This window comes from Pseudomonas sp. PB105, assembly GCF_009764655.1.
GTDB classification, from domain to species: Bacteria; Pseudomonadota; Gammaproteobacteria; order Pseudomonadales; family Pseudomonadaceae; genus Aquipseudomonas; species Aquipseudomonas cyclaminis.
This window is the reverse complement of the sequence record NZ_RWIO01000042.1, coordinates 80,529-103,974: the sequence shown is the minus strand read 5'-3', so window position 1 is coordinate 103,974 and position 23,446 is coordinate 80,529. Positions and strand designations below refer to the sequence as shown.

At 62.1% G+C, this 23,446-nt stretch carries 17 protein-coding genes and 2 pseudogenes; 9 read left to right on the top strand and 10 right to left on the bottom strand.

Going from position 1 to position 23,446, the window contains the following annotated elements; genetic code table 11:
- Positions 1–27: 27 nt before the first annotated feature.
- Complete coding sequence (locus tag EJD88_RS11120) at positions 28–1,446, bottom strand: short-chain fatty acid transporter (RefSeq protein WP_099583907.1); 1,419 nt, start codon at positions 1,444–1,446, stop codon at positions 28–30.
- Positions 1,447–1,629: 183 nt separating this feature from the next.
- Between EJD88_RS11120 and EJD88_RS11115 the strand changes: the two genes are divergently transcribed.
- From EJD88_RS11115 to EJD88_RS11100, 4 genes are all read left to right on the top strand, one after another.
- On the top strand, positions 1,630–2,919 hold the full coding sequence (locus tag EJD88_RS11115; RefSeq protein WP_158877953.1) for an MFS transporter: 1,290 nt from the start codon (positions 1,630–1,632) through the stop codon (positions 2,917–2,919).
- Between the two features lie 121 nt (positions 2,920–3,040).
- Positions 3,041–4,261, top strand: a complete 1,221-nt coding sequence (locus EJD88_RS11110) for a TolC family protein (protein ID WP_158877952.1) — start codon at positions 3,041–3,043, stop codon at positions 4,259–4,261.
- A gap of 18 nt (positions 4,262–4,279) precedes the next feature.
- The gene (locus tag EJD88_RS11105; RefSeq protein WP_158877951.1) at positions 4,280–5,386 is read left to right on the top strand and encodes an efflux RND transporter periplasmic adaptor subunit; all 1,107 of its coding nucleotides are present in this window, start codon (positions 4,280–4,282) and stop codon (positions 5,384–5,386) included.
- Between the two features lie 18 nt (positions 5,387–5,404).
- Positions 5,405–8,539 carry a CusA/CzcA family heavy metal efflux RND transporter gene (locus EJD88_RS11100; protein WP_158877950.1) on the top strand — a complete coding sequence of 1,045 codons (3,135 nt, stop codon included), beginning with the start codon at positions 5,405–5,407 and terminating at the stop codon, positions 8,537–8,539.
- A gap of 66 nt (positions 8,540–8,605) precedes the next feature.
- Here EJD88_RS11100 and EJD88_RS11095 read toward each other — a convergent pair whose 3' ends face one another.
- The 3 genes from EJD88_RS11095 to EJD88_RS11085 form a co-directional block, all read right to left on the bottom strand.
- Complete coding sequence (locus EJD88_RS11095) at positions 8,606–9,991, bottom strand: heavy metal sensor histidine kinase (protein WP_158877949.1); 1,386 nt, start codon at positions 9,989–9,991, stop codon at positions 8,606–8,608.
- The gene (locus EJD88_RS11090) at positions 9,988–10,662 is read right to left on the bottom strand and encodes a heavy metal response regulator transcription factor (protein ID WP_099583913.1); all 675 of its coding nucleotides are present in this window, start codon (positions 10,660–10,662) and stop codon (positions 9,988–9,990) included. The genes EJD88_RS11095 and EJD88_RS11090 overlap by 4 nt, the downstream gene beginning before the upstream one ends.
- 340 nt (positions 10,663–11,002) lie before the next feature.
- On the bottom strand, positions 11,003–12,322 hold the full coding sequence (locus EJD88_RS11085; protein ID WP_158877948.1) for an OprD family porin: 1,320 nt from the start codon (positions 12,320–12,322) through the stop codon (positions 11,003–11,005).
- A gap of 225 nt (positions 12,323–12,547) precedes the next feature.
- Between EJD88_RS11085 and EJD88_RS11080 the strand changes: the two genes are divergently transcribed.
- From EJD88_RS11080 to EJD88_RS27535, 3 genes and pseudogenes are all read left to right on the top strand, one after another.
- Entirely contained in the window at positions 12,548–12,880 is a 333-nt protein-coding gene (locus EJD88_RS11080) for a DUF2790 domain-containing protein (protein WP_112193309.1), read from the top strand.
- Between the two features lie 64 nt (positions 12,881–12,944).
- A pseudogene (locus EJD88_RS27540) lies at positions 12,945–13,760 on the top strand (PAS domain-containing protein); the annotation flags it as partial.
- A gap of 111 nt (positions 13,761–13,871) precedes the next feature.
- Entirely contained in the window at positions 13,872–14,303 is a 432-nt protein-coding gene (locus EJD88_RS27535; protein ID WP_371926554.1) for a methyl-accepting chemotaxis protein, read from the top strand.
- A 66-nt stretch (positions 14,304–14,369) separates the two neighbouring features.
- Here the strand turns inward: EJD88_RS27535 and EJD88_RS11070 are convergent, their stop codons facing one another.
- Positions 14,370–15,179: an AraC family transcriptional regulator gene (locus tag EJD88_RS11070; RefSeq protein ID WP_112193313.1), complete on the bottom strand. Its 810-nt coding sequence runs from the start codon at positions 15,177–15,179 to the stop codon at positions 14,370–14,372.
- A 95-nt stretch (positions 15,180–15,274) separates the two neighbouring features.
- On the opposite strand from EJD88_RS11070, the pseudogene EJD88_RS11065 reads away from it, so the two are divergent.
- A pseudogene (locus EJD88_RS11065) lies at positions 15,275–15,448 on the top strand (lysine transporter LysE); the annotation flags it as partial.
- A gap of 44 nt (positions 15,449–15,492) precedes the next feature.
- Positions 15,493–16,587 (top strand): D-alanine--D-alanine ligase, encoded by a 1,095-nt coding sequence (gene ddlA / locus EJD88_RS11060; protein ID WP_158877946.1) that lies wholly within the window; start codon positions 15,493–15,495, stop codon positions 16,585–16,587.
- Between the two features lie 37 nt (positions 16,588–16,624).
- On the opposite strand, the gene ggt is transcribed toward ddlA, so the two are convergent.
- The 5 genes from ggt to EJD88_RS11035 form a co-directional block, all read right to left on the bottom strand.
- Positions 16,625–18,454 carry a gamma-glutamyltransferase gene (ggt, locus tag EJD88_RS11055; RefSeq protein ID WP_099583918.1) on the bottom strand — a complete coding sequence of 610 codons (1,830 nt, stop codon included), beginning with the start codon at positions 18,452–18,454 and terminating at the stop codon, positions 16,625–16,627.
- 35 nt (positions 18,455–18,489) lie between these two features.
- Positions 18,490–19,269 (bottom strand): PhzF family phenazine biosynthesis protein, encoded by a 780-nt coding sequence (locus tag EJD88_RS11050; protein WP_158877945.1) that lies wholly within the window; start codon positions 19,267–19,269, stop codon positions 18,490–18,492.
- 97 nt (positions 19,270–19,366) lie between these two features.
- A complete protein-coding gene (locus EJD88_RS11045; protein ID WP_099583920.1) occupies positions 19,367–21,808 on the bottom strand; it encodes a TonB-dependent siderophore receptor in 2,442 nt (813 codons plus the stop codon).
- A gap of 103 nt (positions 21,809–21,911) precedes the next feature.
- Positions 21,912–22,868, bottom strand: coding sequence for a FecR domain-containing protein (locus EJD88_RS11040; RefSeq protein WP_158877944.1), 957 nt, complete (start codon positions 22,866–22,868; stop codon positions 21,912–21,914).
- The gene (locus EJD88_RS11035) at positions 22,861–23,388 is read right to left on the bottom strand and encodes an RNA polymerase sigma factor (RefSeq protein ID WP_099583922.1); all 528 of its coding nucleotides are present in this window, start codon (positions 23,386–23,388) and stop codon (positions 22,861–22,863) included. Before EJD88_RS11035 ends, EJD88_RS11040 begins: the two co-directional genes overlap by 8 nt.
- Between the last annotated feature and the right edge of the window lie 58 nt (positions 23,389–23,446).

Below are 23,446 nucleotides of genomic sequence, written 5' to 3'. Positions count from 1 at the left end.
GACAGGCATTAGAGCAACCGCCGTGCCCTATGGCATCACCGGCGGCAGATACGTCAACGTCGTCCCCAACGCCCACAACAAAAACAGCACCAGTGGCGTGTGCACCAGCAACTGCACAAACGAAAACCCGATCAGATCCCGCGCTTTGAGCCCCAACACCCCGAGCAACGGCAGCATGTAGAAAGGGTTGATCAGATTGGGCAGCGCTTCAGCCGCGTTGTAGATCTGCACCGACCAGCCCAGGTGGTATTGCAGGTCATTGGCCACTTGCATCACGTACGGCGCTTCGATGATCCACTTGCCGCCGCCCGACGGGATAAAGAAGCCCAGCACCGCCGAGTACACGCCCATCAGCAGCGCGTAGGTGTCGTGGGAGGCGATGGAGGTGAAGAAGGTCGAGATATGGTGCGCCAGCGTCTGGCCGTCAGCGCCTTTCACCACTGTCATCAGCGCCGCAATCGAGCCGTACAGCGGGAATTGGATCAGCACGCCAGTGGTGGTCGGCACCGCCCGCGCCACCGCATCCAGAAAGCTGCGCGGGCGCCAATGCAACAGCGCACCGACCATGATGAACAGGAAGTTGTAGGTGTTGAGCCCCGAGATGGCGCTGATCGCCGGTTTGGTCGAGAACTCGTGGAACAGCCAACCGGCCGCCAGCAGTGCCAGCAGGATGGTCAGCAGCGGACTGTGTTCCAGCCATTCGCCGGGGCGCGTCGGGGCTTGCGGCTTGGGCAGGTTGAAGGCCGGGTCGACGCCGCAGGCCTTGGCGTCACGGGCGCTGTTCGGGCCGGGCGCGGTGGCGTAGGCGATGATCAGCGACACCACGATCAGCGCCAGTAACAGCACGCCGGATTGCCACAGGAAGATGGTCTCGGTAAACGGGATCATCCCGGTGATCGCCAGAATCGACGGCGGCAGGCTGGCCGGGTTGGCCTGCAACTGCGCGGCCGACGACGACAACCCCAGCGCCCACACCGCACCTAGGCCCAGGTAGGCCGCAGCACCGGCGGCGCGGTAGTCCATGCGCAAATCCGTACGCCGGGCCAGCGCCCGTACCAGCAAGCCGCCGAATACCAGGGACAGGCCCCAGTTGAGCAGCGAGGCGACCATGGAAATCAACGCCACCCAGGCCACGGCTGAACGGCCGTTTTTCGGGATGCGTGCCAGGCGGTCAATCAGCTTGACCGCCGGCGGCGAACTGGCGACGACGTAACCGCCGATCACCACAAACGCCATTTGCATGGTGAACGGGATCAGGCTCCAGAACCCATCGCCGAAGGCCTTGGCGGCCTCGGTGGGCGCTGCGCCCATGCCCAGGGTCGCCACGGCGACGATGATCACCGCGAGCGCGGCGAACACCCAGGAGTCAGGGAACCAGCGTTCGGCGAAGTTGGAGCAACGCAGGGCAAATCGGGCATAGCGGCTTTCTTCGATAGCATCGGCCACGGGTCGTACCTCTTGTATTTATTATGGGCGGCATTTTTCGCGCATGTTCCTCCACGGCCATTGATATGGGAATGCAGTTATCTTCATCGATCCATGAGGAAAACAAATATATCTGCGGCGATTGCCATCAACCGGCTCAGCTCATAACCTGCACGCCATTTTGTTTGTCTGCCGAGCCTCAACATGACTGCCACCTTTTCTTCACAGGCGCAGCGTTTTTCCCGCTCCGACTACAAAACCCTGGGCCTGGCCGCCCTGGGCGGTGCCCTGGAAATCTACGATTTCATTATTTTCGTGTTTTTTGCGCTGACCCTCAGCCAACTGTTTTTCCCCCCGGAAATGCCCGAGTGGCTGCGCCTGCTGCAAAGCTTCGGCATCTTCGTCACCGGCTATCTGGCGCGCCCGCTGGGCGGAATCCTGATGGCGCACTTTGCCGACCACCTGGGGCGCAAGCGCGTGTTCAGCCTCAGCATCCTGATGATGGCGTTGCCGTGCCTGCTGATCGGGATCATGCCGACCTATGCGCAAATCGGTTATTTCGCCCCGCTGATCCTGCTCGCGCTGCGCGTGCTGCAAGGTGCGGCGGTGGGCGGCGAAGTGCCGAGCGCCTGGACCTTCGTCGCCGAGCACGCACCGCGCAATCACCGTGGCTACGCGCTGGGCTTTCTGCAGGCCGGCCTGACCTTCGGCTACCTGCTCGGCGCCTTGACCGCCACGCTGCTGGCGCAAGTTTTCACCCCAGCCGAAATCCTGGATTACGCCTGGCGTTTTCCGTTTCTGCTCGGCGGTGTGTTCGGCGTGATCGGCGTATGGCTGCGTCGCTGGCTCAGCGAAACCCCGGTGTTCCTCGAAATGCAGGCCCGCCGCCAGGCCGCCGCTGAACTGCCGCTGCGTACCGTACTGCGTGACCACCGCGCCGTCTTGTTGCCGGCGATGATCCTCACCTGCGTGCTCACCTCCGCCGTGGTGGTCCTGGTGGTCATCACCCCGACCATGATGCAAAAAACCTTCGGCATGAGCCCCAGTCACACCTTCGCCCTGAGCGCCTTGGGCATCGTGTTCCTGAACATCGGCTGCGTCCTCGCCGGCCTGCTGGTGGACCGCATCGGCGCCTGGCGCGCGGTGCTGGTCTACAGCCTGTTGCTGCCAATGGGCATCGCGTTGCTGTACGCCAGCCTGATCAATGGCGGCGTGTGGCTGGGCGCGGCGTACGCCGTGGCGGGCTTGAGCTGCGGCGTGGTGGGCGCAGTGCCGTCGGTGATGGTCGGGCTGTTTCCGGCCCAGGTGCGGGTGTCGGGGATTTCCTTTACCTACAACATTGCCTACGCGCTGTGGGCGAGCACCACGCCGTTGATGCTGATCGCGCTGATGCCTAGCAGCCCGTGGATCTGCGTGGGGTATTGCGTGGTGATGGGGGCGGTGGGCGTGACGAGTGTGGCGCTGTTTGGCAAGCGCCACACATTGGCTGCCTGAGGACCCGCTCGCAAGTGCCAGAGCCCTTGCTGTCGATTTTGTAATCTTTGCTCCACCGCCCTGATAAGTCGCGAGCGCTACATTGCCTGCGCTTGGACCTCATGGCCGTGGAACTCTTGTTATGGCAATTTCCGTTAAAAAACTGGTCGGGGCGACGCTGCTGTGGGCGGCTGCCAACGCCGCCCTGGCGCAACCCCTGACCCTCGATTCCGCCCTGCAAACCGCCTTCGCCAACAACCCGGACCTGGCCGCCGCGCAATGGGAAATCGACATCGCTGCGGGCGGTCGCCAACAGGCTGGGTTGATCCCCAATCCGGTCGTGTCCTGGGACGCCGAAGACACTCGCCGCGACTCTCGCACCACCACCGTCAAACTCAGCCAAGCCCTGGAGCTGGGCGGTAAGCGTGGGGCGCGCATCGATGTCGCCAGCCGCGCCCAGGACGCCGCCGCGCTGACCCTGGAACAGCGCCGCAACACCCTGCGCACCGAGGTGATCGACAGCTATTACGCCGCCCTTCGCGCCCAGGAACGCCTCGACTTGGCGCAACGTTCCCTGGCCCTGGCCGAACGCGGTCTGGTGGTCGCCAACGGCCGCGTCAGCGCCGGCAAGACATCACCGGTGGAAGCCACCCGTGCCCAGGTGCAGTTGTCGCAAATCCGCCTGGAACTCAACCGCGCACAGATCGGCCTCACTGACGCGTATCGCCGGCTGGCCGCCAGCACTGGTAACACCGCCGCCGACTTTGACGCTGTCGCCACGCCAAGCCAATCCACACCGGCCCTGCCGCCTGCCGCACAGTTGCTGGCACGCCTTGAGCAGACCGCTGAGCTGCGTCTGGCCGAACTGCACATTCAGCAAAGCGAGGCCAGTGTGAGCCTGGAAAAAACCCAGCGCATTCCAGACCTCGATGTGTCCATCGGCAGCCAATACGACGCCAGTGTGCGCGAGCGCGTGAACCTGGTGGGCGTGTCGATGCCGCTCCCGCTGTTCAACCGCAACCAGGGCAACGTGCTCGCCGCCACCCGCCGTGCCGACCAGGCCCGCGACCTGCGCAATGCCGCTGAGCTGCGCCTGCGCACCGAAACCCGCCAGGCCCTTGACCTGTGGCAAGCCGCCAATACGGAGGTGCGCGCGCTCAACCAGCAGATCCTGCCCGCCGCCCAAAGTGCGGTGGATGCCGCCACCCGTGGCTTCGAGATGGGCAAGTTCAACTTCCTCGACGTGCTCGACGCCCAGCGCACCCTGATCGCGGCGCGCACCCAATACCTCACGGCCACGGCCCAGGCCACCGACGCCTGGCTGCGCATCGAACGGATTTACGGCGACCTCGCCCGCTTCTGATTTTTCCTGGAGTCCCCTATGAATAGAAAACACGGCGTGGCGCTTGCCGTCGCCTTGGGCCTGATGCTGTCCAGCCTGGCCAATGCCGAGAAAGAAGAAGGTGCGCTCGAACTCACCGCGCAGCAAATCGAGGCCGCCGGCATTCAACTCGCCCAGGCCCGACCACGGCCCATCAGCACCTTGCTGACGCTGCCGGGAGAGGTACGTTTTGACGAAGATCGCACCTCCCACATCGTCCCGCGTGCCGCCGGGGTGGTTGAGTCGGTGAAGGTCAATCTCGGTCAGTCGGTGAAGAAGGGCGAACTGCTGGCGGTGATCGCCAGCCAGCAGATTTCCGATCAGCGCAGCGAGTTGGCCGCCAGCGAGCGCCGGGTCGAACTGGCGCGCACCACCTTCCAGCGCGAACGCCAGTTATGGCAGGACAAGATCTCCGCCGAGCAGGATTACCTGCTGGCGCGCCAGGCCCTGCAAGAGGCCGAAATCGCCCTCGACAATGCCCGCCAGAAGATGACCGCCCTGAGTGGCAGTGCCGTATTGGTCGGCGGCAATCGCTACGAACTGCGTGCGCCATTCGCCGGTGTCGTGGTGGAAAAGCACCTGGGGGTTGGCGAGGTCGTCAGCGAAACCACTAACGCCTTCACCCTCTCGGACCTGTCCCAGGTGTGGGTCACCTTCGGCGTATTCCCCAAGGACTTGAACAAGGTACGCATCGGCAAACCGGTGACCGTCAGCTCCACGGAACTGGGCACCGACGTGCGCGGCACCGTGGCCTACGTCGGCAGCCTGCTCGGCGAACAGACGCGCACCGCGACAGTGCGCGTGAGCGTGCCCAACCCGGACGACGCCTGGCGCCCAGGGTTGTTTGTCACCGTGCAACTGGCCACGGACACCGCCCAGGCCAAGGTCACCATCCCTCAGGAAGCGATCCAGACGGTCGAGGACAAGCCCTCGGTATTCGTGCGCACGCCGGACGGTTTTATCACCCGCCACCTTGAGCTGGGCGTCAGTGAGAACGGCTACGTCGAAGTGCGCCAGGGGCTGGCCGCCGGCGAGCAAGTGGCCACGGTCGGCAGCTTCATCCTCAAGTCCGAACTGGGCAAAGGCTCGGCCGAGCACGCCCATTGATCCTGCGAGTGATTCCCCATGTTTGAGCGCCTTATCCAATTCGCCATCGAGCAGCGCATCATCGTGCTGCTGGCGGTGCTGTTGATGGCCGGTGTCGGCATCGCCAGCTATCAGAAATTGCCCATCGACGCGGTGCCCGACATCACCAACGTACAGGTGCAGATCAACTCCGCAGCGGCCGGTTTTTCGCCGTTGGAAACCGAACAACGCGTCACCTTTCCCATTGAAACGGCCATGGCCGGGTTGCCGGGCTTGCAGCAGACGCGTTCGCTGTCGCGCTCCGGGTTGTCCCAGGTCACGGTGATTTTCAAGGACGGCACCGACCTGTTCTTTGCCCGCCAACTGGTCAATGAGCGCCTGCAAGTGGCCCGCGAGCAATTGCCCAGCGGCATCGAAACGGCGATGGGGCCGATCTCCACCGGGCTCGGGGAAATTTTCCTGTGGACCGTGGAAGCCAACGACGGTGCGCTCAAGGATGACGGCACGCCTTACACGCCGACAGACTTGCGCGTGATTCAGGACTGGATCATCAAGCCGCAACTGCGCAACGTGCCGGGCGTGGCCGAGATCAACACCATTGGCGGCTTTGCCAAGGAATACCAGATTGCCCCTGATCCCAAGCGCCTGGCGGCCTACAACCTGACCTTGAGCGATCTGGTCACCGCGCTGGAACGCAACAACGCCAACGTCGGCGCCGGTTATATCGAGCGCAGTGGCGAGCAATTGCTGATCCGCGCACCGGGGCAATTGGCGTCCATCGATGACATCGCCAACATCGTCATCACCTCTGCGGACGGTACGCCAATTCGTGTGCGCAACGTGGCCCAGGTCGACATCGGTCGCGAGCTGCGCACCGGCGCCGCTACGGAAAACGGCCGTGAAGTGGTACTGGGCACGGTGTTCATGTTGATCGGTGAAAACAGCCGCAGCGTGTCCCAGGCCGTGGCGAAAAAACTTGAAGAGATCAACCGTTCGCTGCCCCAAGGCGTGGTGGCCGTCACCGTTTACGACCGCACCAACCTGGTCGAAAAAGCCATCGCCACCGTCAAGAAAAACCTTTTTGAAGGCGCGCTGTTGGTGGTCGCGGTGCTGTTTCTGTTCCTGGGCAATATCCGCGCGGCGTTGATCACCGCAATGGTGATTCCCCTGGCGATGCTGTTCACCTTCACCGGCATGTTCACCCACAAAGTCAGCGCCAACCTGATGAGCCTCGGCGCGCTGGATTTCGGCATCATCGTCGACGGCGCGGTGGTGATCGTCGAGAACGCCATCCGCCGCCTGGCCCATGCGCAACAGCGCCATGGCCGTCTGTTGACTCGCAGCGAGCGCCTGCACGAAGTGTTTGCCGCCGCCAAGGAAGCACGGCGTGCGCTGATCTTCGGGCAGTTGATCATCATGGTCGTCTACCTGCCGATCTTCGCCCTCACCGGTGTGGCCGGGAAGATGTTCCACCCCATGGCCTTCACCGTGGTGATCGCCTTGCTCGGCGCGATGATTCTGTCGGTGACCTTCGTACCGGCGGCGATTGCGCTGTTTGTTACCGGCAAGGTCAAGGAAGAGGAGAACCTGGTGATGCGCAGCGCACGCCGGGTGTACGCGCCGGTGCTGGACTGGGTGATGACGCGACGTGCGCTGGTATTCGGTCTGGCACTGTTGAGCATCGTCGCTTCGGGCGCGGTGGCCAGCCGCATGGGCAGTGAATTCATCCCCAGCCTCAGCGAAGGCGACTTCGCCCAACAGGCCCTGCGCGTGCCTGGCACCAGCCTCACGCAATCGGTGCAGATGCAGCAGCAGCTTGAGAAGGTGTTGATGGCCCAGGTGCCGGAAATCGAGCGAGTATTTGCCCGCACCGGCACCGCAGAAATTGCCTCCGACCCGATGCCGCCGAATATTTCCGACAGCTACGTGATGCTCAAGCCGAAGGACCAATGGCCCAATCCGAAAAAATCCCGCGAGGCACTGATCGCCGATATCCAACGCGCCAGTGCGATCGTGCCAGGCAGTGCGTATGAGCTGTCGCAGCCGATCCAACTGCGCTTCAACGAGCTGATTTCCGGGGTACGCAGTGACGTGGCGGTGAAGGTGTTTGGCGATGACATGGCGGTGCTGAACAGGACTGCCGGGGAAATCGCCGAGACCTTGCAGAAGCTCGATGGCGCCTCAGAAGTGAAGGTGGAACAGACCGCCGGTTTGCCGGTGCTGACCATCAATATCGACCGCGACAAGGCGGCGCGTTTTGGCCTGAATGTCGGCGATGTGCAGGACACCCTCGCGGTGGCCGTCGGTGGGCGCCAGGCCGGTACGTTGTATGAAGGCGACCGCCGTTTCGACATGGTCGTGCGTTTGTCCGACGCGCTGCGCACCGATATCGACGGCCTGTCACGGTTGCTGATTCCGGTGCCGGCGCAGGCCTCCGGGCAATTGGGTTTTATTGCCTTGTCCCAGGTTGCCAGCCTGGACCTGGTGCTCGGCCCGAACCAGATCAGCCGCGAGAACGGCAAGCGCCTGGTGATCGTCAGCGCCAACGTGCGCGGGCGCGATATTGGCTCGTTCGTGGCAGAGGCCGAAGCGGCGATCACCGGCCAAGTGAAAGTACCGGCGGGCTACTGGACTTCCTGGGGCGGCCAGTTCGAACAGCTCAAGGAAGCCTCCGAGCGCTTGCGCATCGTGGTGCCGGTGGCGCTGCTGCTGGTGTTCGGCTTGCTGTTCATGATGTTCAACAACCTCAAGGATGGGCTGTTGGTGTTTACCGGGATTCCGTTCGCGTTGACCGGTGGGATCATGGCCTTGTGGCTCAGGGATATTCCGCTGTCGATCTCGGCGGGAGTGGGCTTTATCGCGTTGTCCGGTGTGGCGGTGCTCAACGGTCTGGTGATGATTGCCTTCATCCGCAACCTGCGCGAGGAAGGGCGTTCGTTGTCGGTGGCGACCACCGAGGGTGCGCTGACCCGACTGCGCCCCGTGTTGATGACCGCGTTGGTAGCGTCCCTCGGGTTTATCCCCATGGCGTTGGCCACCGGCACCGGGGCTGAGGTGCAAAGGCCGCTGGCAACCGTGGTGATCGGCGGGATTATCTCCTCGACGTTGCTGACCTTGCTGGTGTTGCCGGCGTTGTACCAGTGGGCGCATCGCAAGGAAGAGGGCACGGCTTAAGGTGCTCAAGGTGCTTAAGGCGCTTAGGGTGTATTTTTTTTGTGGTGAGTGGGCTCACTACAACTGTCAGGGAAGCGGAAATACCAGGCTGAACCGTGTAAAAACGCCGGGCTGGCTGCTGACGTCGGCGTGGCCCTGATGCAAATGCATGATCGATTGCACGATGGCCAGCCCCAGGCCCGTGCCGCCTTCGGCGCGGGTGCGGCTGCTGTCGGCGCGGTAGAAGCGTTCGAACAGGTGCGGCAAATGGTGCGCTTCGATGCCGCGACCGGGGTTGCCCACCGACAGCGCGACGCTCTGGTCGTAGGTTTCCACCAGCAGCAACACACTGGCGCCGCTCGGTGTATGCCGAATCGCGTTGGACAGCAGGTTGGAGATGGCGCGCTGGATCATCAGGCGATCCCCGGTCACCCAGGCGTCGCCGCGCAGGCTCAGGGTGACTTGCTTGTCCTCGGCACTCAGGGCGAACAGTTCAATCACCCGCTGCGCTTCGTCACCCAGCGATACTGCCCCAAACTCGGCGCGTGCCGCCGGGTGGCTGACCTGGGCCAGAAACAGCATGTCGCAAACGATGCGCGACAGGCGTTCCATTTCCTCGGTGCAGGACTCCAGCCCGGCCTTGTAGTCTGCCGAAGGCCGCTCGCGAGACAGCGTCACCTGGGCCTTGCCCATCAGGTTGGTCAACGGCGCGCGCAGTTCGTGGGCCAGGTCGTCGGAGAATTGCGACAGCTGCTGTACGCCGGCATCCAGGCGATTGAGCATCACGTTGAAACCCTGGGCCAACTCGCCCAGTTCCTTGGGCAGGTTATCCACGGACAAGCGATGGGTCAGGTCCTGAGTGGTGACCTGGGCGGCCACATGGCTGAACTGCTTCAACGGTGCCAAGCCGCGCTGCACCAGCCACCAGGCGCCCATGCCGATCAGGATCAACAGCAACGGCACGGCGATCACGGTGGAGCGCAGGTAGGCGCTGAGCAACGCTTCATCGTCGGAGCGGTCCAGCGACAGCAATACACGCACATAGTCGCCACCGCGCAGGGGCATCACGTGGGTGGCGGTGAGGATGCGATTGTCGCGGCCGTCCACCCAATTCACGTAGGCCAGGTTTTTGCCGGCGGGTGCGTCGAGCAACAACGGCTGCTGGGGTTTGGCCCCCACGCTGAGCAGCACCGGCGCGTCAGGCTGGGTGCCGGTGATGGTCAGGTAAATGTTGTCGTGGCCCATCACCAGGTCCAGCAACGAATGGGGGCGGGCGGCGATGTCGTGGGGTTTGAGGTCCTGGCGCAGGCTGTGTTCCAACTGCTCCATTTTGTTTTCCAGGCCCTTGCGCGCGAGGTTTTCCAGCTCGTGGGTCAGGGCCAGGTAGGCGAGGGTCGCGAGCAGCACCACCAACCCTGCGCCCATCAGGCTGACCGTCAGGCCCAGGCGCATCGACAGGCTGCTGGTCTTCATTGGCGCGCTTCCAGCACATAACCCACGCCGCGAATGGTGTGGATCAGCTTGACCTCGCTCTGGTCATCGACCTTGCCGCGCAGGCGGCTGATGGAGACTTCCACCACGTTGGTGTCGCAATCGAAGTTCATGTCCCACACCAGGGAAATGATCTGCGTGCGCGTCATCACTTCGCCGGTCTGGCGCATCAACACATGCAACAGGGCGAACTCCTTGGTGGTCAGGTCGATGCGTCGGTTGCCGCGATAGGCACGATGCCGACGCGGGTCCAACTCCAGGTCCGAGACGCGCAGCACGTCCGGCAGCGGGATATGTTCACTGCGCCGCAGCAAGGTGCGCACGCGGGCGAGCAACTCGGGAAATTCGAAGGGTTTGACCAGGTAGTCGTCGGCGCCCATGTCCAGGCCCTTGATCTTGTCGGCCAGGCGTCCGCGCGCGGTCAGCATCATCACGCGCTGGTTGCCCTCGCGGCGCAGTTGCTCCAGCACGTCCCAGCCATCGGTGTTGGGCAGGTTGACGTCGAGGATCACCAGTTCATAAGTGTTCTGCCTGGCCAGGTGCAGACCGTCGATGCCGCTGGCGGCGCAGTCGACGACGTAACCGCTTTCGGTCAGGCCTTGCTGCAAGTAATCGGCGGTTTTCTGCTCGTCCTCAACCACAAGGATACGCATGGGGATTTACCTTCAAGGAAACGAAAGGAGATGGCCTCATAGAGGCGCTGAGGGATCTGTAGGAAAACTCTGAAGCCTGAAGTAGCTTTAGGGTCAAGGCAGGTCAGGCCGCTGCGACGATTCGTCGCTGGATGCGCGCACAAAAAAAACGCCCCAAACGGGGCGTAAAAAATCATCTCTGTTCCAAAGGAGCTACACAAAAGCTGCAGAGATGAAGTGTGTTCGATGTGCAGTATAAAAAGTGCAACTTAACGAGAAGGTGAGGCCGATATTACAGTTCTGACAGACTTCAACTTGTTAAGAGATGTACGGCATTGGCAAGTGAATGTAAGTGGACCACCTAAAGCACGGCCAACGGATACTCGACAATCACGCGAACTTCTTCCAGATCTGATTCGAATGCACTTGAGCGCACGGTGGCCTGGCGCAGCCTGAGGGATAGATCTTTCAAATTGCCACTTTGCACCACGTATTTGGCTTCGATATCCCGCTCCCAGCGGCGTTGATTGGTAAGCGGGTCGCCGGCCCAGTCGCGGCGCATGTACACCGCGTTGGCGTTGCTGTAATCGGCGCCGGTGCCTTTGGCGTAGCGGGTCATGAACGACAGGCCGGGGATGCCGAAGGCGTGCATGTCCAGGTCATAGCGGACCATCCACGAGCGTTCCTTGGGCGAGTTGAAGTCGCTGTACTGGATCGAGTTGTTGAGGAAGATCGAGTCCGAGTTGCGCAGGTAGTCGAAGTCGTCATCGCCGTTGTTGCGTTGATGAGACACGGCGAGGCTGTGGGCGCCGACCTTTACGCCGAGCCGGGCGCTCCAGATGGTGTTATCGAATTCACCGAGCAGTTTTTTACCTTCGTCCACCGCCTTGTAGACGTTGACGTCGCCGAACAACGAGACGTCGTCGCTCAGCGGGTAACTGGCGGCGCTGCCTGCGTAATACTGGTTCCACGCGTCCTTGAGGCGGCTGCCGTACAGGCTCAGGCTGAGGTGTTTGTTGAGCTGGTAATCGCCGCCGCCATAGGCGATCCAGGGCGAGTCGACGGGGCCTGCGTAAAACGTTGCGAAGCCTTTGTTCATGCCGCTTTGGGTGGGTTGGCTCATGCCGTCCAGGCGCCCGCCCTGCAAGGTCAGGCCGTCCAGGCTGGTGTTCTGCAAGGTCACGCCGCGAAAGCTTTCCGGCAGTACGCGCGAATCGCCGTAGGCCACTACCGGTGTGAGCGGGAACACGTCGCCGGCCTTGACCACCGTGTCCAGCACGCGCAGTTTCGCCGCGCCGCCGACTTTGCTGTAGCTGTCTTCGGGATGGTTGTTGCTGTCCACGGGCATGACCCCGAACGAGCCTTTGCCGCCGCTGCGACCGGTGCCCGAGTCGAGCTTCACGCCGATCATGGCAAACGCGTCCAGGCCAAACCCCACGGTGCCTTGGGTAAAGCCGGACTCGAATTTACCGATCAACCCCTGGGCCCAGGCCTCGGAATAGCCATTGCCGGTTGGGCTGGACTGGCCCTTGCGGTCGTCCCGATTGAAGTAAAAATTGCGTGCGAGCACATTGATGCTGCTGCCTTCGATAAACCCTTTGGCCTTGTCTTCCACGGCCACAGCGGCCAAGGGCAGCGCGGCGCACAGTGAAAGGGGAAGGCTGTAATAACGGATGTGCATGTTTCGCTCCTCGGTATTGGCAGTGATCAGCTTCTTATGGAGGTGGGCGTTCTTATTGATCTGGCCCGGGCTGATAGTTGCAAACCGTGGATAACGATCAGGTGGCTTGAACATTACAATTCTGGAAACTCACCGGCATCTAACAAATAAGTAATGTTCTGGTGAACCTCGTGACAGGGTGCGTTGGTTAGTCTCGGCACTGAACTTTCAGTCGAGGAATCAACCATGAACTTTTATCGCGTTGGCTTGGGTGTATTGATCGCAACGTTGTCATTGGGGGCGCTGGCCGAAAACGGCGGTGATCGCACCTTTGCCCTGATGATGGAGCGCAATGAAAAGGCCATGGCCGCCTATGCCGAAAAGCAGGGCAAGCCGGCGCCTCAAGTACAGGTGTATCGCTATGGCATGGATCTGGACATTGCCAAGGTGGTTAGTGTCACGCCGCCGATCCGCTCCTGTAACCCGGTGCCGTCGCGCATGACCTATGAAGACTCCAGCGGCGCCCTCAATACACTGGAGTATCAAGTCATGGGCGTGTGTCGAAATAACGGCGGTTAACGGCGTCAAAAAAAACAGTCGGGTATGGCACTGAAGTTCGCTTCAGAAAAGCCCCTCAGGGCCGATGCAGGTCAGATCACTCTCTCCAATTGACCATCGGTGCCTAATGTTCAACACCCGTTTGAAGCAGGAGCTGTCGGCTCTTCGCGAAGAATTGTCCAGCTTGCAGCAGGTCAAGGAGAGCCTGGAAAGCGAAATGTTGTGCCTGACGCTGGACGCCGATGGCCGGGTGGAATGGGCGAATGCCAATTTCTTGCAGGAACTGGCCTACCAGTCGAGCAACATTGTAGGGCGCCCTATTGAAGACTTGGTGCCGGCCCATGTGCGCCGGGATGAATTCCAGCAGCGCTTCAACAATGCCCTGCGCCGTGGCGAACACTTCGCTGGCACCGTGCGGCTGATGCGTAGCAATGGCCAGGAAGCCTGGCTGCGCTCCATCGTGCAGCCGGTGCGCAGTTCCGATGGACGCATCAAGCATTTCTCGATTTTTTCCAGCGACCTCACGCGCACCATCGAAGCGTCGCGTGAGCATGAAAACCTGATCACCGCGTTGGTACGCTCCACCGCCGTGATCGAGTTCGACCTGGGCGGCCATGTACTCACCGCGAACGATCGCTTCCTTGCCGGCATGGGGTACAGCCTGGCGCAGATCCAGGGCAAACATCACCGTATGTTCTGTGAGCCGCAGGAATACAACAGCGACAAGTACCAGGCCTTCTGGAAGCGACTGAACAACGGTGAGTTTGTCGCATCGCGTTTCAAACGTGTGGACAGCCGTGGCCAGGTGGTGTGGTTGGAAGCCACCTACAACCCGGTGCTGGACGCCAACGAGCGGCTGTACAAAGTGGTCAAGTTCGCCACGGTGATCACCGATCAGGTCAACCGTGAACAGACGGTGGCCGACGCCGCGAACATCGCTTACAGCACGTCCTTGCAAACCGACAGCAGCGCCCAGCGCGGCACCACGGTGGTGACTCAGGCGGTCGAGGTGATGCGCGACCTGGCCACGCACATGCAACAGGCGGGCGAAGGCATCGAGGCGCTGAATGCGCAATCCCAGGTGATCGGCACCATCGTCAAGACCATCAGTGGCATCGCTGAACAGACCAACTTGCTGGCGCTTAACGCGGCCATCGAGGCGGCGCGTGCCGGCGAGCAGGGCCGCGGTTTTGCGGTGGTGGCTGATGAGGTGCGCCAACTGGCGTCACGTACCAGCAAAGCCACCGAAGAAATTGTCGGCGTGGTGCGTCAGAACCAGGACATGGCCCGCGACGCGGTGGCGCTGATGACCGACGGCCGCCTGCAAGCCGAGCAGGGCCTGGCCCTGGCAGCGGAGGCGGGTACGGTGATCGTGGAAATCCAGGACGGCGCCCAGAAGGTGGTCAGCGCCGTAGGGCAATTCGCAAACCAGCTATCGACCTGACCCGTAGGGCTGATGCAGAGGTGTCGTAGGTTTTTTCGTTTGAAGAGCCGATCTCAAGTCGCTGACTCAGCGCCCCAGCATCTTCACCCAGCGCGACGGCGGCATGCCGTAGGTGCTGCGAAACTGCCGGGTCATGTGACTCTGGTCGGTGAATCCGGCGGTCAAGGCTGCATCGACCAATGAACGCCCTTGGGCCAGCAGGCTGCGCACCAGATCCAGGCGGCGCATGGTCAGGTAGCGATAGGGGCTGGTGCCGAACAGCACACGAAAATCCCGCGACAACGCCCAGCGGTCACGGCCGGCGTGCTCGGCCATTTCATCCAGGGTGATGCTGCGGCCCAGGGCGCTGTGGATAAATTCCCGGGCGCGTTCGGCGGCCACGTAATCGAAGGTCTTGCGGCTGATGATGGCCCCGGCGGCAGTGCTGAGCGCGTGGGCCAGGTCGAACATCGCGTCCTGCTCCTGCAGTGGATCAATCGGGTGATCGAGGTTCTGCAGCAGCACTTCGCTGGCGCGGAACAGCCTGGGGTCAGTGGATAAACCACTGGGGATAAACGGCAGCGGCTTGCCGCCGAGAATCTGCTGGATCAGCGACGGCTCCACGTAAATCATCCGGTACTTGAAGCCCTCGTCGCTGCCGGCGTGGCCGTCGTGGGTCTCATCGGGATGGAGCACCATGGTCGTGCCGGGCAGGCTGTGGATCATGTCGCCGCGATAGTGAAAGCTCTGCACCCCGGACAAGGTACGCCCGATGGCGTAGGTGTCATGGCGATGGGGATCGAACGCAAAGCCCGCAAAGTACGCCTCGATACGGTCCAGGCCGCTGGCGTGCGGGGCGCGGTGCAGCCAGTCGAAGGTGGGGGTCGGTTTGCCCATGGTTGCTTGTCACAAAAAGAGAGGGAATTACGTTAACCCAGTCTGCATCGCCTGTCTGCCGGGGTCTTGTACGATTGTGCGGGTGGTGGGGGCGGCCTATGCTGGTGACCCTCATGGCTACCCTGTCGTTCAGTTGGTATTCCTGCGTGGCGCTGGTGTTTTCCAGTGCGCATATGGCCAGTCTCTACAGTCGCTCACGCAAATGGCTCGATCGTTTTGCCGGCGGTTGCTACGTGTTGTTCGGCGCAGATCTTGTAGCAAATCGCTGACGGCCCGTGGTAAGAAGCCTGACGTTTATTTGTGAGGTCGGGTCATGAGCAAGCTACGGGTCGGTATTATTTTTGGGGGCCGTTCGGCTGAACACGAAGTGTCATTGCAGTCGGCGCGCAATATCGTCGACGCGCTGGACCGTTCGCGCTTCGAGCCCGTCCTGATCGGCATCGACAAGGCTGGCCATTGGCACCTCAACGACACCTCGAACTTCCTGATCAACCAGGAAAACCCGGCGCTCATCGCCCTCAACCAATCCAACCGCGAACTGGCGGTGGTGCCCGGCAAAGCCAGCCAGCAAGTGGTGGAAACCTCTGGCAACGGCCTGTTGGCACACATTGATGTGATCTTCCCCATCGTCCACGGCACCCTTGGCGAAGACGGCTGCCTGCAAGGCCTGCTGCGCATGGCTGACCTGCCTTTCGTCGGCTCCGACGTGCTCGGTTCGGCGGTGTGCATGGACAAGGACATCAGCAAGCGCCTGCTGCGCGACGCGGGCATTGCGGTGACGCCGTTCATTACCCTGACCCGCAGCAACGCTGCGCGTACTTCCTTCGACACTGCGCTGAATAAACTCGGCCTGCCGATGTTCGTCAAACCGGCCAACCAGGGTTCGTCGGTGGGCGTGAGCAAAGTGGCGAATGAAGCCGAGTACCACGCGGCGGTTGAGCTGGCCTTGGGTTTTGATGAAAAAGTGCTGGTCGAATCGGCCGTGCAAGGCCGTGAAATCGAATGTGCCGTGCTCGGCAATGAACACCCCATCGCCAGCGGTTGCGGCGAGATTGTGGTGAGCAGCGGTTTCTATTCCTACGACAGCAAATACATCGACGACCAGGCGGCCCAGGTGGTGGTGCCGGCGGCGATCAGTCCCGAGGCCAGCGAGCGGATCCGCCAATTGGCCATTGAAGCGTTTGAGGTGTTGGGCTGCTCAGGCCTGGCACGCGTTGACGTGTTTCTTACGGCAGACGGCGAAGTGCTGATCAACGAAATCAACTCACTGCCCGGCTTCACCCGCATCAGCATGTACCCCAAGCTGTGGCAGGCGGCGGGCATGAGCTACAGCGAGTTGGTAAGCCGCTTGATTGAGCTGGCGCTGGAACGGCATGCGGGGCGCAAGGGGCTGAAGATCAGCCGCTGACTTACCACGCCTCGCCACAGGGGAGGCTGTGTGTTCATCAATCCCCCAGGGCTTCGCCTTCACGCCGAGGATCCGCGCCGCCGCTCAGCGACACCTTGCCCTGAGCATCCCGCGTGCGAACAATCGCCTGCACGCCGCTGGTCATCTCGATCTCGCTCAGCGCATGGCCTTTGTCCTTCAACGCCTGCTTCACGCCAGGGCTGAACAAACCGGCCTCCAACTCGGTAGCGCCGTTGCGGCTGCCGAAGTTGGGCAGGCTGATGGCGGCCTGTGGGTCGAGGTTCCAGTCGAGCATGGCCACCAGGGATTTGCTCACATATTCGATAATTTGTGAGCCGCCCGGTGATCCCACCGTGGCCAGCAGCTCACCGCTCTTGCGGTCGAATACCAGTGTCGGCGCCATGGCCGAACGCGGGCGTTTGCCGGGTTGTACGCGGTTGGCGACGGGCTGGCCGTTTTCTTCGGGGATGAACGAGAAGTCGGTCATCTGGTTGTTGAGCAAAAAGCCCTGAACCATTACATGTGCGCCAAACGCGGCTTCCACGGTGGTGGTCATCGACACGGCGCCGCCCCAGTCATCCACAGCCACCACTTGCGAGGTGGAGATGCGCAGCGGCGAACGGTCCGGCGCGTAAGCCACTTGAATGCCCGCAGGCTGGCCCGGTTTGGCGATGCCCATGCTGCGTTCACTGATCAACGTGGCGCGTTGGGCCAGGTAGTTCGGCGCGACCAGGCCAGCCACCGGCACCGGCGTAAAGTCCGCATCAGCCACATACAGCGCGCGGTCGGCGAAGGCTAGGCGGCCGGCTTCGGCGATCAGGTGCACGGCCTCGGGCATTGGCTCAAGCCCGGCAGGCGAGGCGCTCTTGATCGGTGTCATCGGTGCAATAGCCAGACGCGGATCGCGGGCTTCCAGGGCCTGCAACGTTCCGAGGATCTGCGCGACCGCAATCCCACCTGACGACGGCGGCGGCATGCCACAGATTTTCCAGCGCTTGTAATCGGTGCACAGCGGTTCACGCTCCTTGGCCGCGTAAGCCTTGAGGTCGGTCTGGGACAGGCTGCCCGGGTTGCGATTGCCCTGTACTTTGCGTGCGATCTCATAGGCAATCGGCCCGTGGTACAACGCGTCCGGACCCTCTGTGGCGATGCGCCTGAACACGGCGGCCAGCGCCGGGTTTTTCAGCAGCGTACCCGCGGCTTTGGGCGTGCCATCGGCATTCAGAAAGTAGGCGGCCATCTCTGGCGACTGCGCAATAAAGCGGTCTGCTGCGATCAGGCTGTGCAAGCGTGGTGAAATCGCGAAGCCTTGCTCAGACAAGCGGATCGCCGGTTCAAACAGCTTGGCCCATTGCAGGTGGCCGCTCTTCTTATGGGCCATTTCCAAGGCCCGCAACACACCGGGCGTGCCCACCGAGCGCCCGCCGATCTGCGCGTCGGTGAAGGCCATGGGAGTGCCGTCGGCATTGAGGAACAACCGCTGCGTCGCCCCGGCCGGTGCCGTTTCGCGGCCGTCATAGGCGCGCACCTTTTCCCCATCCCACAGCATGATGAACGCACCGCCGCCGATGCCGGAGGATTGCGGTTCCACCAGGGTCAACACCGCCTGCATGGCGATGGCGGCATCAATCGCCGAACCGCCTTGGCGCAACATCGCGCGGCCGGCTTCGGCGGCCAGCGGGTTGGCGGCGGCGGCCATATGCCGTTGCGCGTGCTGCGTGCTCAGGTCGGTGCGATAGCCCGAGCCCAGCTCCGGTGCCGGTGGTTGTTCGTTGACCGGGGTGTGGCAGGCCACAAGGGCCAGGGCTGCGGCAATAACCGACAACTGACGGCGGGAAATCGAAAACACGTGCTGAACTCCGTTCATTTTGAGAATGATCTGTTGTCCCTGGTTGCTGCCGATTACAGGTAGATCGTGCCTTGCATGTACAACACGGCCTTGCCGGAAATGATCACTCGGTCGCCTTTGAGCGCGCAGCGCAATTGGCCTTTGCGTTTACCGCCTTGTTCCGCCGTCAGTGTTGTTTTCCCCAGGCGTGCAGCCCAGAACGGCGCGAGCGAGGTGTGCGCAGAACCCGTGACCGGGTCTTCATTGACGCCCACGTTCGGCCCGAACCAGCGCGAAATAAAATCGAACTGCGTGCCTTGGGTGGTTACTGCGATCCCGCGTTTAGGCAGGCCCTTGAGCCGTGCGAAATCCGGCGTCAGCGCAGCGACCTGGGCTTCGTTGGCGACCAGCACGACGTAGTCATCGGTGCTGAATACTTCGGCGTGCTCGATCCCCAAGGCACTCAACATGCCGGCTGGCGGCTCACAGAGCTGCGGCGTCTTGGCCGGGAAATCCATCGCCAACTCATCGCCATCGCGTGTCACCCGCAGCTCGCCGCTGCGGGTGGAAAAGCGCAGCACTTCGGGTGCATCGGGCAACTGATTAATCAGCACCCACGCCGCCGCCAGCGTGGCATGGCCACACAGGTCCACCTCGACTTCGGGGGTAAACCAGCGCAACTCGTAGAACCCATCACGGGGCACGAAGTAGGCGGTTTCGGAGAGGTTGTTTTCGGCGGCGATACTTTGCAGTTGATCGTCAGGCAGCCACTCGGTGAGCGGGCACACGGCTGCCGGGTTGCCGCCGAAAGGATGTTGGCTGAAGGCGTCGACTTGGTAGATGTCCAGTTTCACCGTGAAGCACTCCGTGTGGTGGGAGGCTGGACACTAACAGTGGCAAAGCAGGGCGTCAAAAGCGGCCTGCCTTGGGATAGGCCGTGTGGCCAGGTCATCAGAAATCCCAGCGTGTGGTCAGCATGAAGTGACGCGGCGCGCCGTAGATGGCGGAGTTATAGAAACCCACGTTGGTGTAGTAGTGCTTATCGAACACGTTGTTCAGGTTCAGCGTGGTCGACAGGTTTTTGGTGAATTGGTAGCGCGTCATCAAATCCACCACCCAATAGGACTCCTGGGAGAATTCATCGGTGGTGCCCTTGGGGCTGTTGTAGATGTCCTGCCACACCGTGTTCTGCCAGCGCAGGCCACCGCCGACGCTGACTTTGTCCAACTCGCCCTTGAGCTTGTAGATCGTGTACATGCTCACCTGGTCTTCGGGTTCGAAGGTCGAGATTTTTTTGCCGGCATCGTCGCGCACCACTTTGTGAGTGTAGCCACCTTGCAACTGCCAGCCGGGGGCGATCTCGCCGGACAGTTCCAACTCATAGCCCTTGGTCGTCGCGTCGGTGCCCTTGAAGGCAAAGTTGGACGGGGTTGGCGTCTGGTTGTTGTAAGCGTCGTCGGGGAGGGAGCGGTTGCTTTCCTTGACTTCGAAGTACGCCAGGCTGGCGTTCATGCGACCGTCAAGGAACTCGCCCTTGAGGCCCACTTCGTAGTTTTCGCCTTCGTCCGGGTCGATCAGCTTGCGGTCGCGGTCGAGGTTATAGCTTTCCTGGGGCATGAACACATCGGTGTAGCTGACATAGGCTGACAGGTTTTCCGTGAGGTCATAAATGGCCCCAGCATAGGGAATGAAACGACCGGTTTCACGGTAGGTGTCGGTGCTGCCGGTCAGGGTGTAGTCGACCACGCGACCGCCCAGCAACAGTTTCAGGTCATCGGTGAGGTTCCAGCGGGTGGTGACGTACATGCCGGTCTGGCGGATGGTGTCGTCGATGACTTGCGAGGCCACGCCCCAGTCGGGCTTGGCCAGGTTGCCGTGCCAGTTGAAGTAGTCGACGAGGTTGGCCGTGGGGAAGGTTTCATCCCAGTAGCCCTTGCCCTTCCAATGGGCGGTGCTGATCGAGCCGCCCACCACCAGGTCATGTTCGCGGCCGAGGAAGTTGAACGGGCCGCTGAGGTACAGGTCGGCTGAATCGCTGGTGGTCTCGCCTTTGTAGCGCTGCGCGTTGATGTCTGCAGTACCGTCCGCTGCCGGCTGGTAGAACTGGATCGCGCCCAGCTGGGCATCGTAGCCGTTGAGCTTGTGGTCCAGTTGCAGCTTGGTCACCCAGCCGTCGCCGAGGTCGTGCTCCAGGTTCGCGAACACCGTGCGGGTGTATTGCTGCCAACTGCTCCAGTCGGTGGCATTGCTGAAAGACCGCTTGGCATCGTTGAGCGCACCCGAATAGTTGAACAGCGGGAAACTGCCGGACCAGGTCGAGCCTTTGGGTTTGCTGTCCTGATAGTCCGCGCCGACGGTGAGCAGGGTGTCGGGCGACAGGTCGAATTCAAGGATGCCGTAGAACACCGAGCTTTTGTTCGAGTAACGGTCGATCCACGACTTGCTGTCCTGATACGCCGCCACGGCACGCCCGCGCACATTGCCGGTTTCGGTCAGCGGGCCGCTGACGTCCACTTCCGTGCGGTAGTTGTCCCATGTGCCGGCTGCCGTGGTGATGTGGCCGAGAAACTCCGCCGTGGGCTTCTTGCGCACCAGGTTGATGGTGCCGCCCAGGGAGCCGGCGCCGCTGAGCAGGCCGGAGGCGCCTTTGAGCACTTCGACGCGGTCATAGATCGCCATGTCGCTCAGGGTGTTGCCCGCCGAATAGGCCACGTTGCGCACGGCCGAGGGGATGCCGTCGTATTGGAAATTGTTGATCGAGAAACCGCGCGAGTAGTAGTTGCTGCGGTCGGTGTCGTAGGCCGAGACGGTAATGCCGGGCGTGTGGCGCATCACGTCGTCGACGCTGTCGAGGGCGAAGTCGTCCATGTGCTGGCGCGTGACGACGCTGATGGACTGCGGCGTTTCACGGGGTGTGAGCACCAGGCGCGTGGCCGTGGCGATGGTCCCAGGTGTGTAGGAACCGGTCCCTTCGGTGACGGTGCCCAGTTGGTTGCTGATCACCGTGGTGGTGCCCAGTTGCAAGGCTGCGCCGGGCTGTTCGGTGCGGGTTAGCATCACCGCGTTGGGACCGTTTCGCTCGAAGCTCAGCGGCGTGCCTTCGAGCAGTTGGGCCAGCGCCTCCAGGGCGGTCATGCGGCCGTTGACACCGGGCGATTCGACACCCTGGGCCAGGTCAGCCGTGTAGGCAATTTGCAGCCCGCTCTGCACACTCAATTGATCCAGGGCATTGACCAGCGACTGGCCGGCGATGGCAAAACTGCGGGTGTCCGCCGCTTCGCGAGTGGCCAGCTGGCCCGCCGGTTCCACGGCAACCGCGTGGCTGCACGCCAGGCAAATGGCGAGCGCCAGGACGCTGCGGGCATGGGTCGGATTGAATGCTGGAAAGTGCATGTGAGCCCCGTTAGAAATAGGAATGATTTGCAAAGGCAAGGTTCTTGACGGGTTGAACCTTCGAAAGCCGTAAAACTTTTTTCGACGGTGTCGGGGCTCTGTGTCAGCGGATAACCAGGATGCCACCGGGCAGGCGCTGGACCTGGGTGGACGTGACTTTACTCAATGCCTTTACGATCGCCAGGGGGTCATCCAGCTGGTAATTCCCGCTGACGCGCTCACTGGCGGCGGCATCGTTGAATAACAGGATCGGCGCCGGGTAATAGCGCCGGATCTCTTCGAGTACCTGCACCAGTGGCGCGTTCTGGAACGACAGCCGCCCGTTGATCCAGGCCATCTGCCGTTCACTGCCTTCCAGTGACAGCGGTTGCAACTGTCCATCGCGCAACTGTTGCCAGTTGCCCGCGTGCAACAGGCTCTGTTCGCCCTTGCGGTCGGCGAAGCGCACTTGGCCCTGGCGCACGGCGACGGTGACACCCGAGCCGCGCTGGCTGACGCTCAATTGCGTGCCGACCACGGTCACGCTGGCCTCGGCGGTCTCGATGCTCATGGGGCGGTTGGCATCATGGGCGGCTTCTACGTAGAGCTCGCCGCGCAGCAACTTGATGCGTCGATGCGCGCCGTCGAAGGCGGTGCTGATTGCGCTGTGGCTGCCCAGCACGATGTGCGAGCCGTCTTCGAGGTCAAAGCGTTCCAGCTGCGCAACGTCGGTCATGTGATCGGCTTGCAGGCGCATCGGCACATCGGCCATCCAGCCGATGCCCAGTGCGAGCAACACGGCAGCAGCGGCGGCCGTCAAACGCATCCTGGGAGGCTTGGCGATTAGCGGGGGCGGGGGTAATTCGAGGCCGACGGCGAGGTCTTTCAAGGCCTGTTCGAAGGCGCGGTTTTCCCACATCGTATCCAGTTCCGCATACGCGCTGGCGTGCCGGGGATCGGCCGTGCGCCACTGCTCAAAGCGCTGGCGGGTGATGAGGTTGCGCGCTGTCTCATCGCGCAGCGCGAACCAGTCGGCTGCCTGCTCACGTACGGCATCGGGAATGTCGGGGCGATCAATCATGGTAGGTCGTTTGCTTGACGCAGGCGGTGAGGGCTTGGCGCAGGTCCTTTTCCACCGTGCTCAACGATACCTGCAGGCGCTGGGCGATCTCGCCTTGGGACAGGTCGTGCAGTCGATGTAAAACCAGGATTTGTTGCTGGCGTTTGGGCAAGGTAGCGAGCACCTGTTGAAACTGCCGCAGTTGCTGCTGGCCCTGAGCCTGACTCTCCGGCCCGGGTGCCGTCGTGGGCACTTCGACCACCAGGCTTTCGGCCAAATGGCACTCATAGCGCCTTTTGCTGCGCACACTGCGCAAATGGTCAAAGGCCAGGTACTGCGCGGTTTGATAAAGAAATGGCTTCAAGTGTTCGATGGGGCGGGCGTACAGCGCCTTGGCTACCTTCAGGTAGGTTTCCTGGGCCAGGTCCTCCGCCTGGTTCGAACAGCCGACGACGCGCGACAGCATACGGATTAACGCACTGCGCTGCCCGATAAAAACGGCGCTGAGTTTTTCCTGATCCCCTGGCGTCCCTGTCTCCATGGCCCCGATACCTTACTGCTGCGTTGCGCGAATAGCAGGCATACTAATGAGAAGTTGT

Excerpts from the sequence above, each read along its gene's own strand:
- EJD88_RS11040 (WP_158877944.1), bottom strand. The coding sequence starts at position 22,868 with ATGATTGATCGCCCCGACATTCCCGATGCCGTACGTGAGCAGGCAGCC.
- EJD88_RS11035 (WP_099583922.1), bottom strand. The coding sequence starts at position 23,388 with ATGGAGACAGGGACGCCAGGGGATCAGGAAAAACTCAGCGCCGTTTTT.
- EJD88_RS11100 (WP_158877950.1), top strand. The coding sequence starts at position 5,405 with ATGTTTGAGCGCCTTATCCAATTCGCCATCGAGCAGCGCATCATCGTG.
- EJD88_RS11080 (WP_112193309.1), top strand. The coding sequence starts at position 12,548 with ATGAACTTTTATCGCGTTGGCTTGGGTGTATTGATCGCAACGTTGTCA.
- ggt (WP_099583918.1), bottom strand. The coding sequence starts at position 18,454 with ATGAACGGAGTTCAGCACGTGTTTTCGATTTCCCGCCGTCAGTTGTCG.
- ddlA (WP_158877946.1), top strand. The coding sequence starts at position 15,493 with ATGAGCAAGCTACGGGTCGGTATTATTTTTGGGGGCCGTTCGGCTGAA.
- EJD88_RS11070 (WP_112193313.1), bottom strand. The coding sequence starts at position 15,179 with ATGGGCAAACCGACCCCCACCTTCGACTGGCTGCACCGCGCCCCGCAC.
- EJD88_RS11115 (WP_158877953.1), top strand. The coding sequence starts at position 1,630 with ATGACTGCCACCTTTTCTTCACAGGCGCAGCGTTTTTCCCGCTCCGAC.
- EJD88_RS11045 (WP_099583920.1), bottom strand. The coding sequence starts at position 21,808 with ATGCACTTTCCAGCATTCAATCCGACCCATGCCCGCAGCGTCCTGGCG.
- EJD88_RS11105 (WP_158877951.1), top strand. The coding sequence starts at position 4,280 with ATGAATAGAAAACACGGCGTGGCGCTTGCCGTCGCCTTGGGCCTGATG.
- EJD88_RS27535 (WP_371926554.1), top strand. The coding sequence starts at position 13,872 with ATGCGCGACCTGGCCACGCACATGCAACAGGCGGGCGAAGGCATCGAG.
- EJD88_RS11110 (WP_158877952.1), top strand. The coding sequence starts at position 3,041 with ATGGCAATTTCCGTTAAAAAACTGGTCGGGGCGACGCTGCTGTGGGCG.
- EJD88_RS11090 (WP_099583913.1), bottom strand. The coding sequence starts at position 10,662 with ATGCGTATCCTTGTGGTTGAGGACGAGCAGAAAACCGCCGATTACTTG.
- EJD88_RS11085 (WP_158877948.1), bottom strand. The coding sequence starts at position 12,322 with ATGCACATCCGTTATTACAGCCTTCCCCTTTCACTGTGCGCCGCGCTG.
- EJD88_RS11095 (WP_158877949.1), bottom strand. The coding sequence starts at position 9,991 with ATGAAGACCAGCAGCCTGTCGATGCGCCTGGGCCTGACGGTCAGCCTG.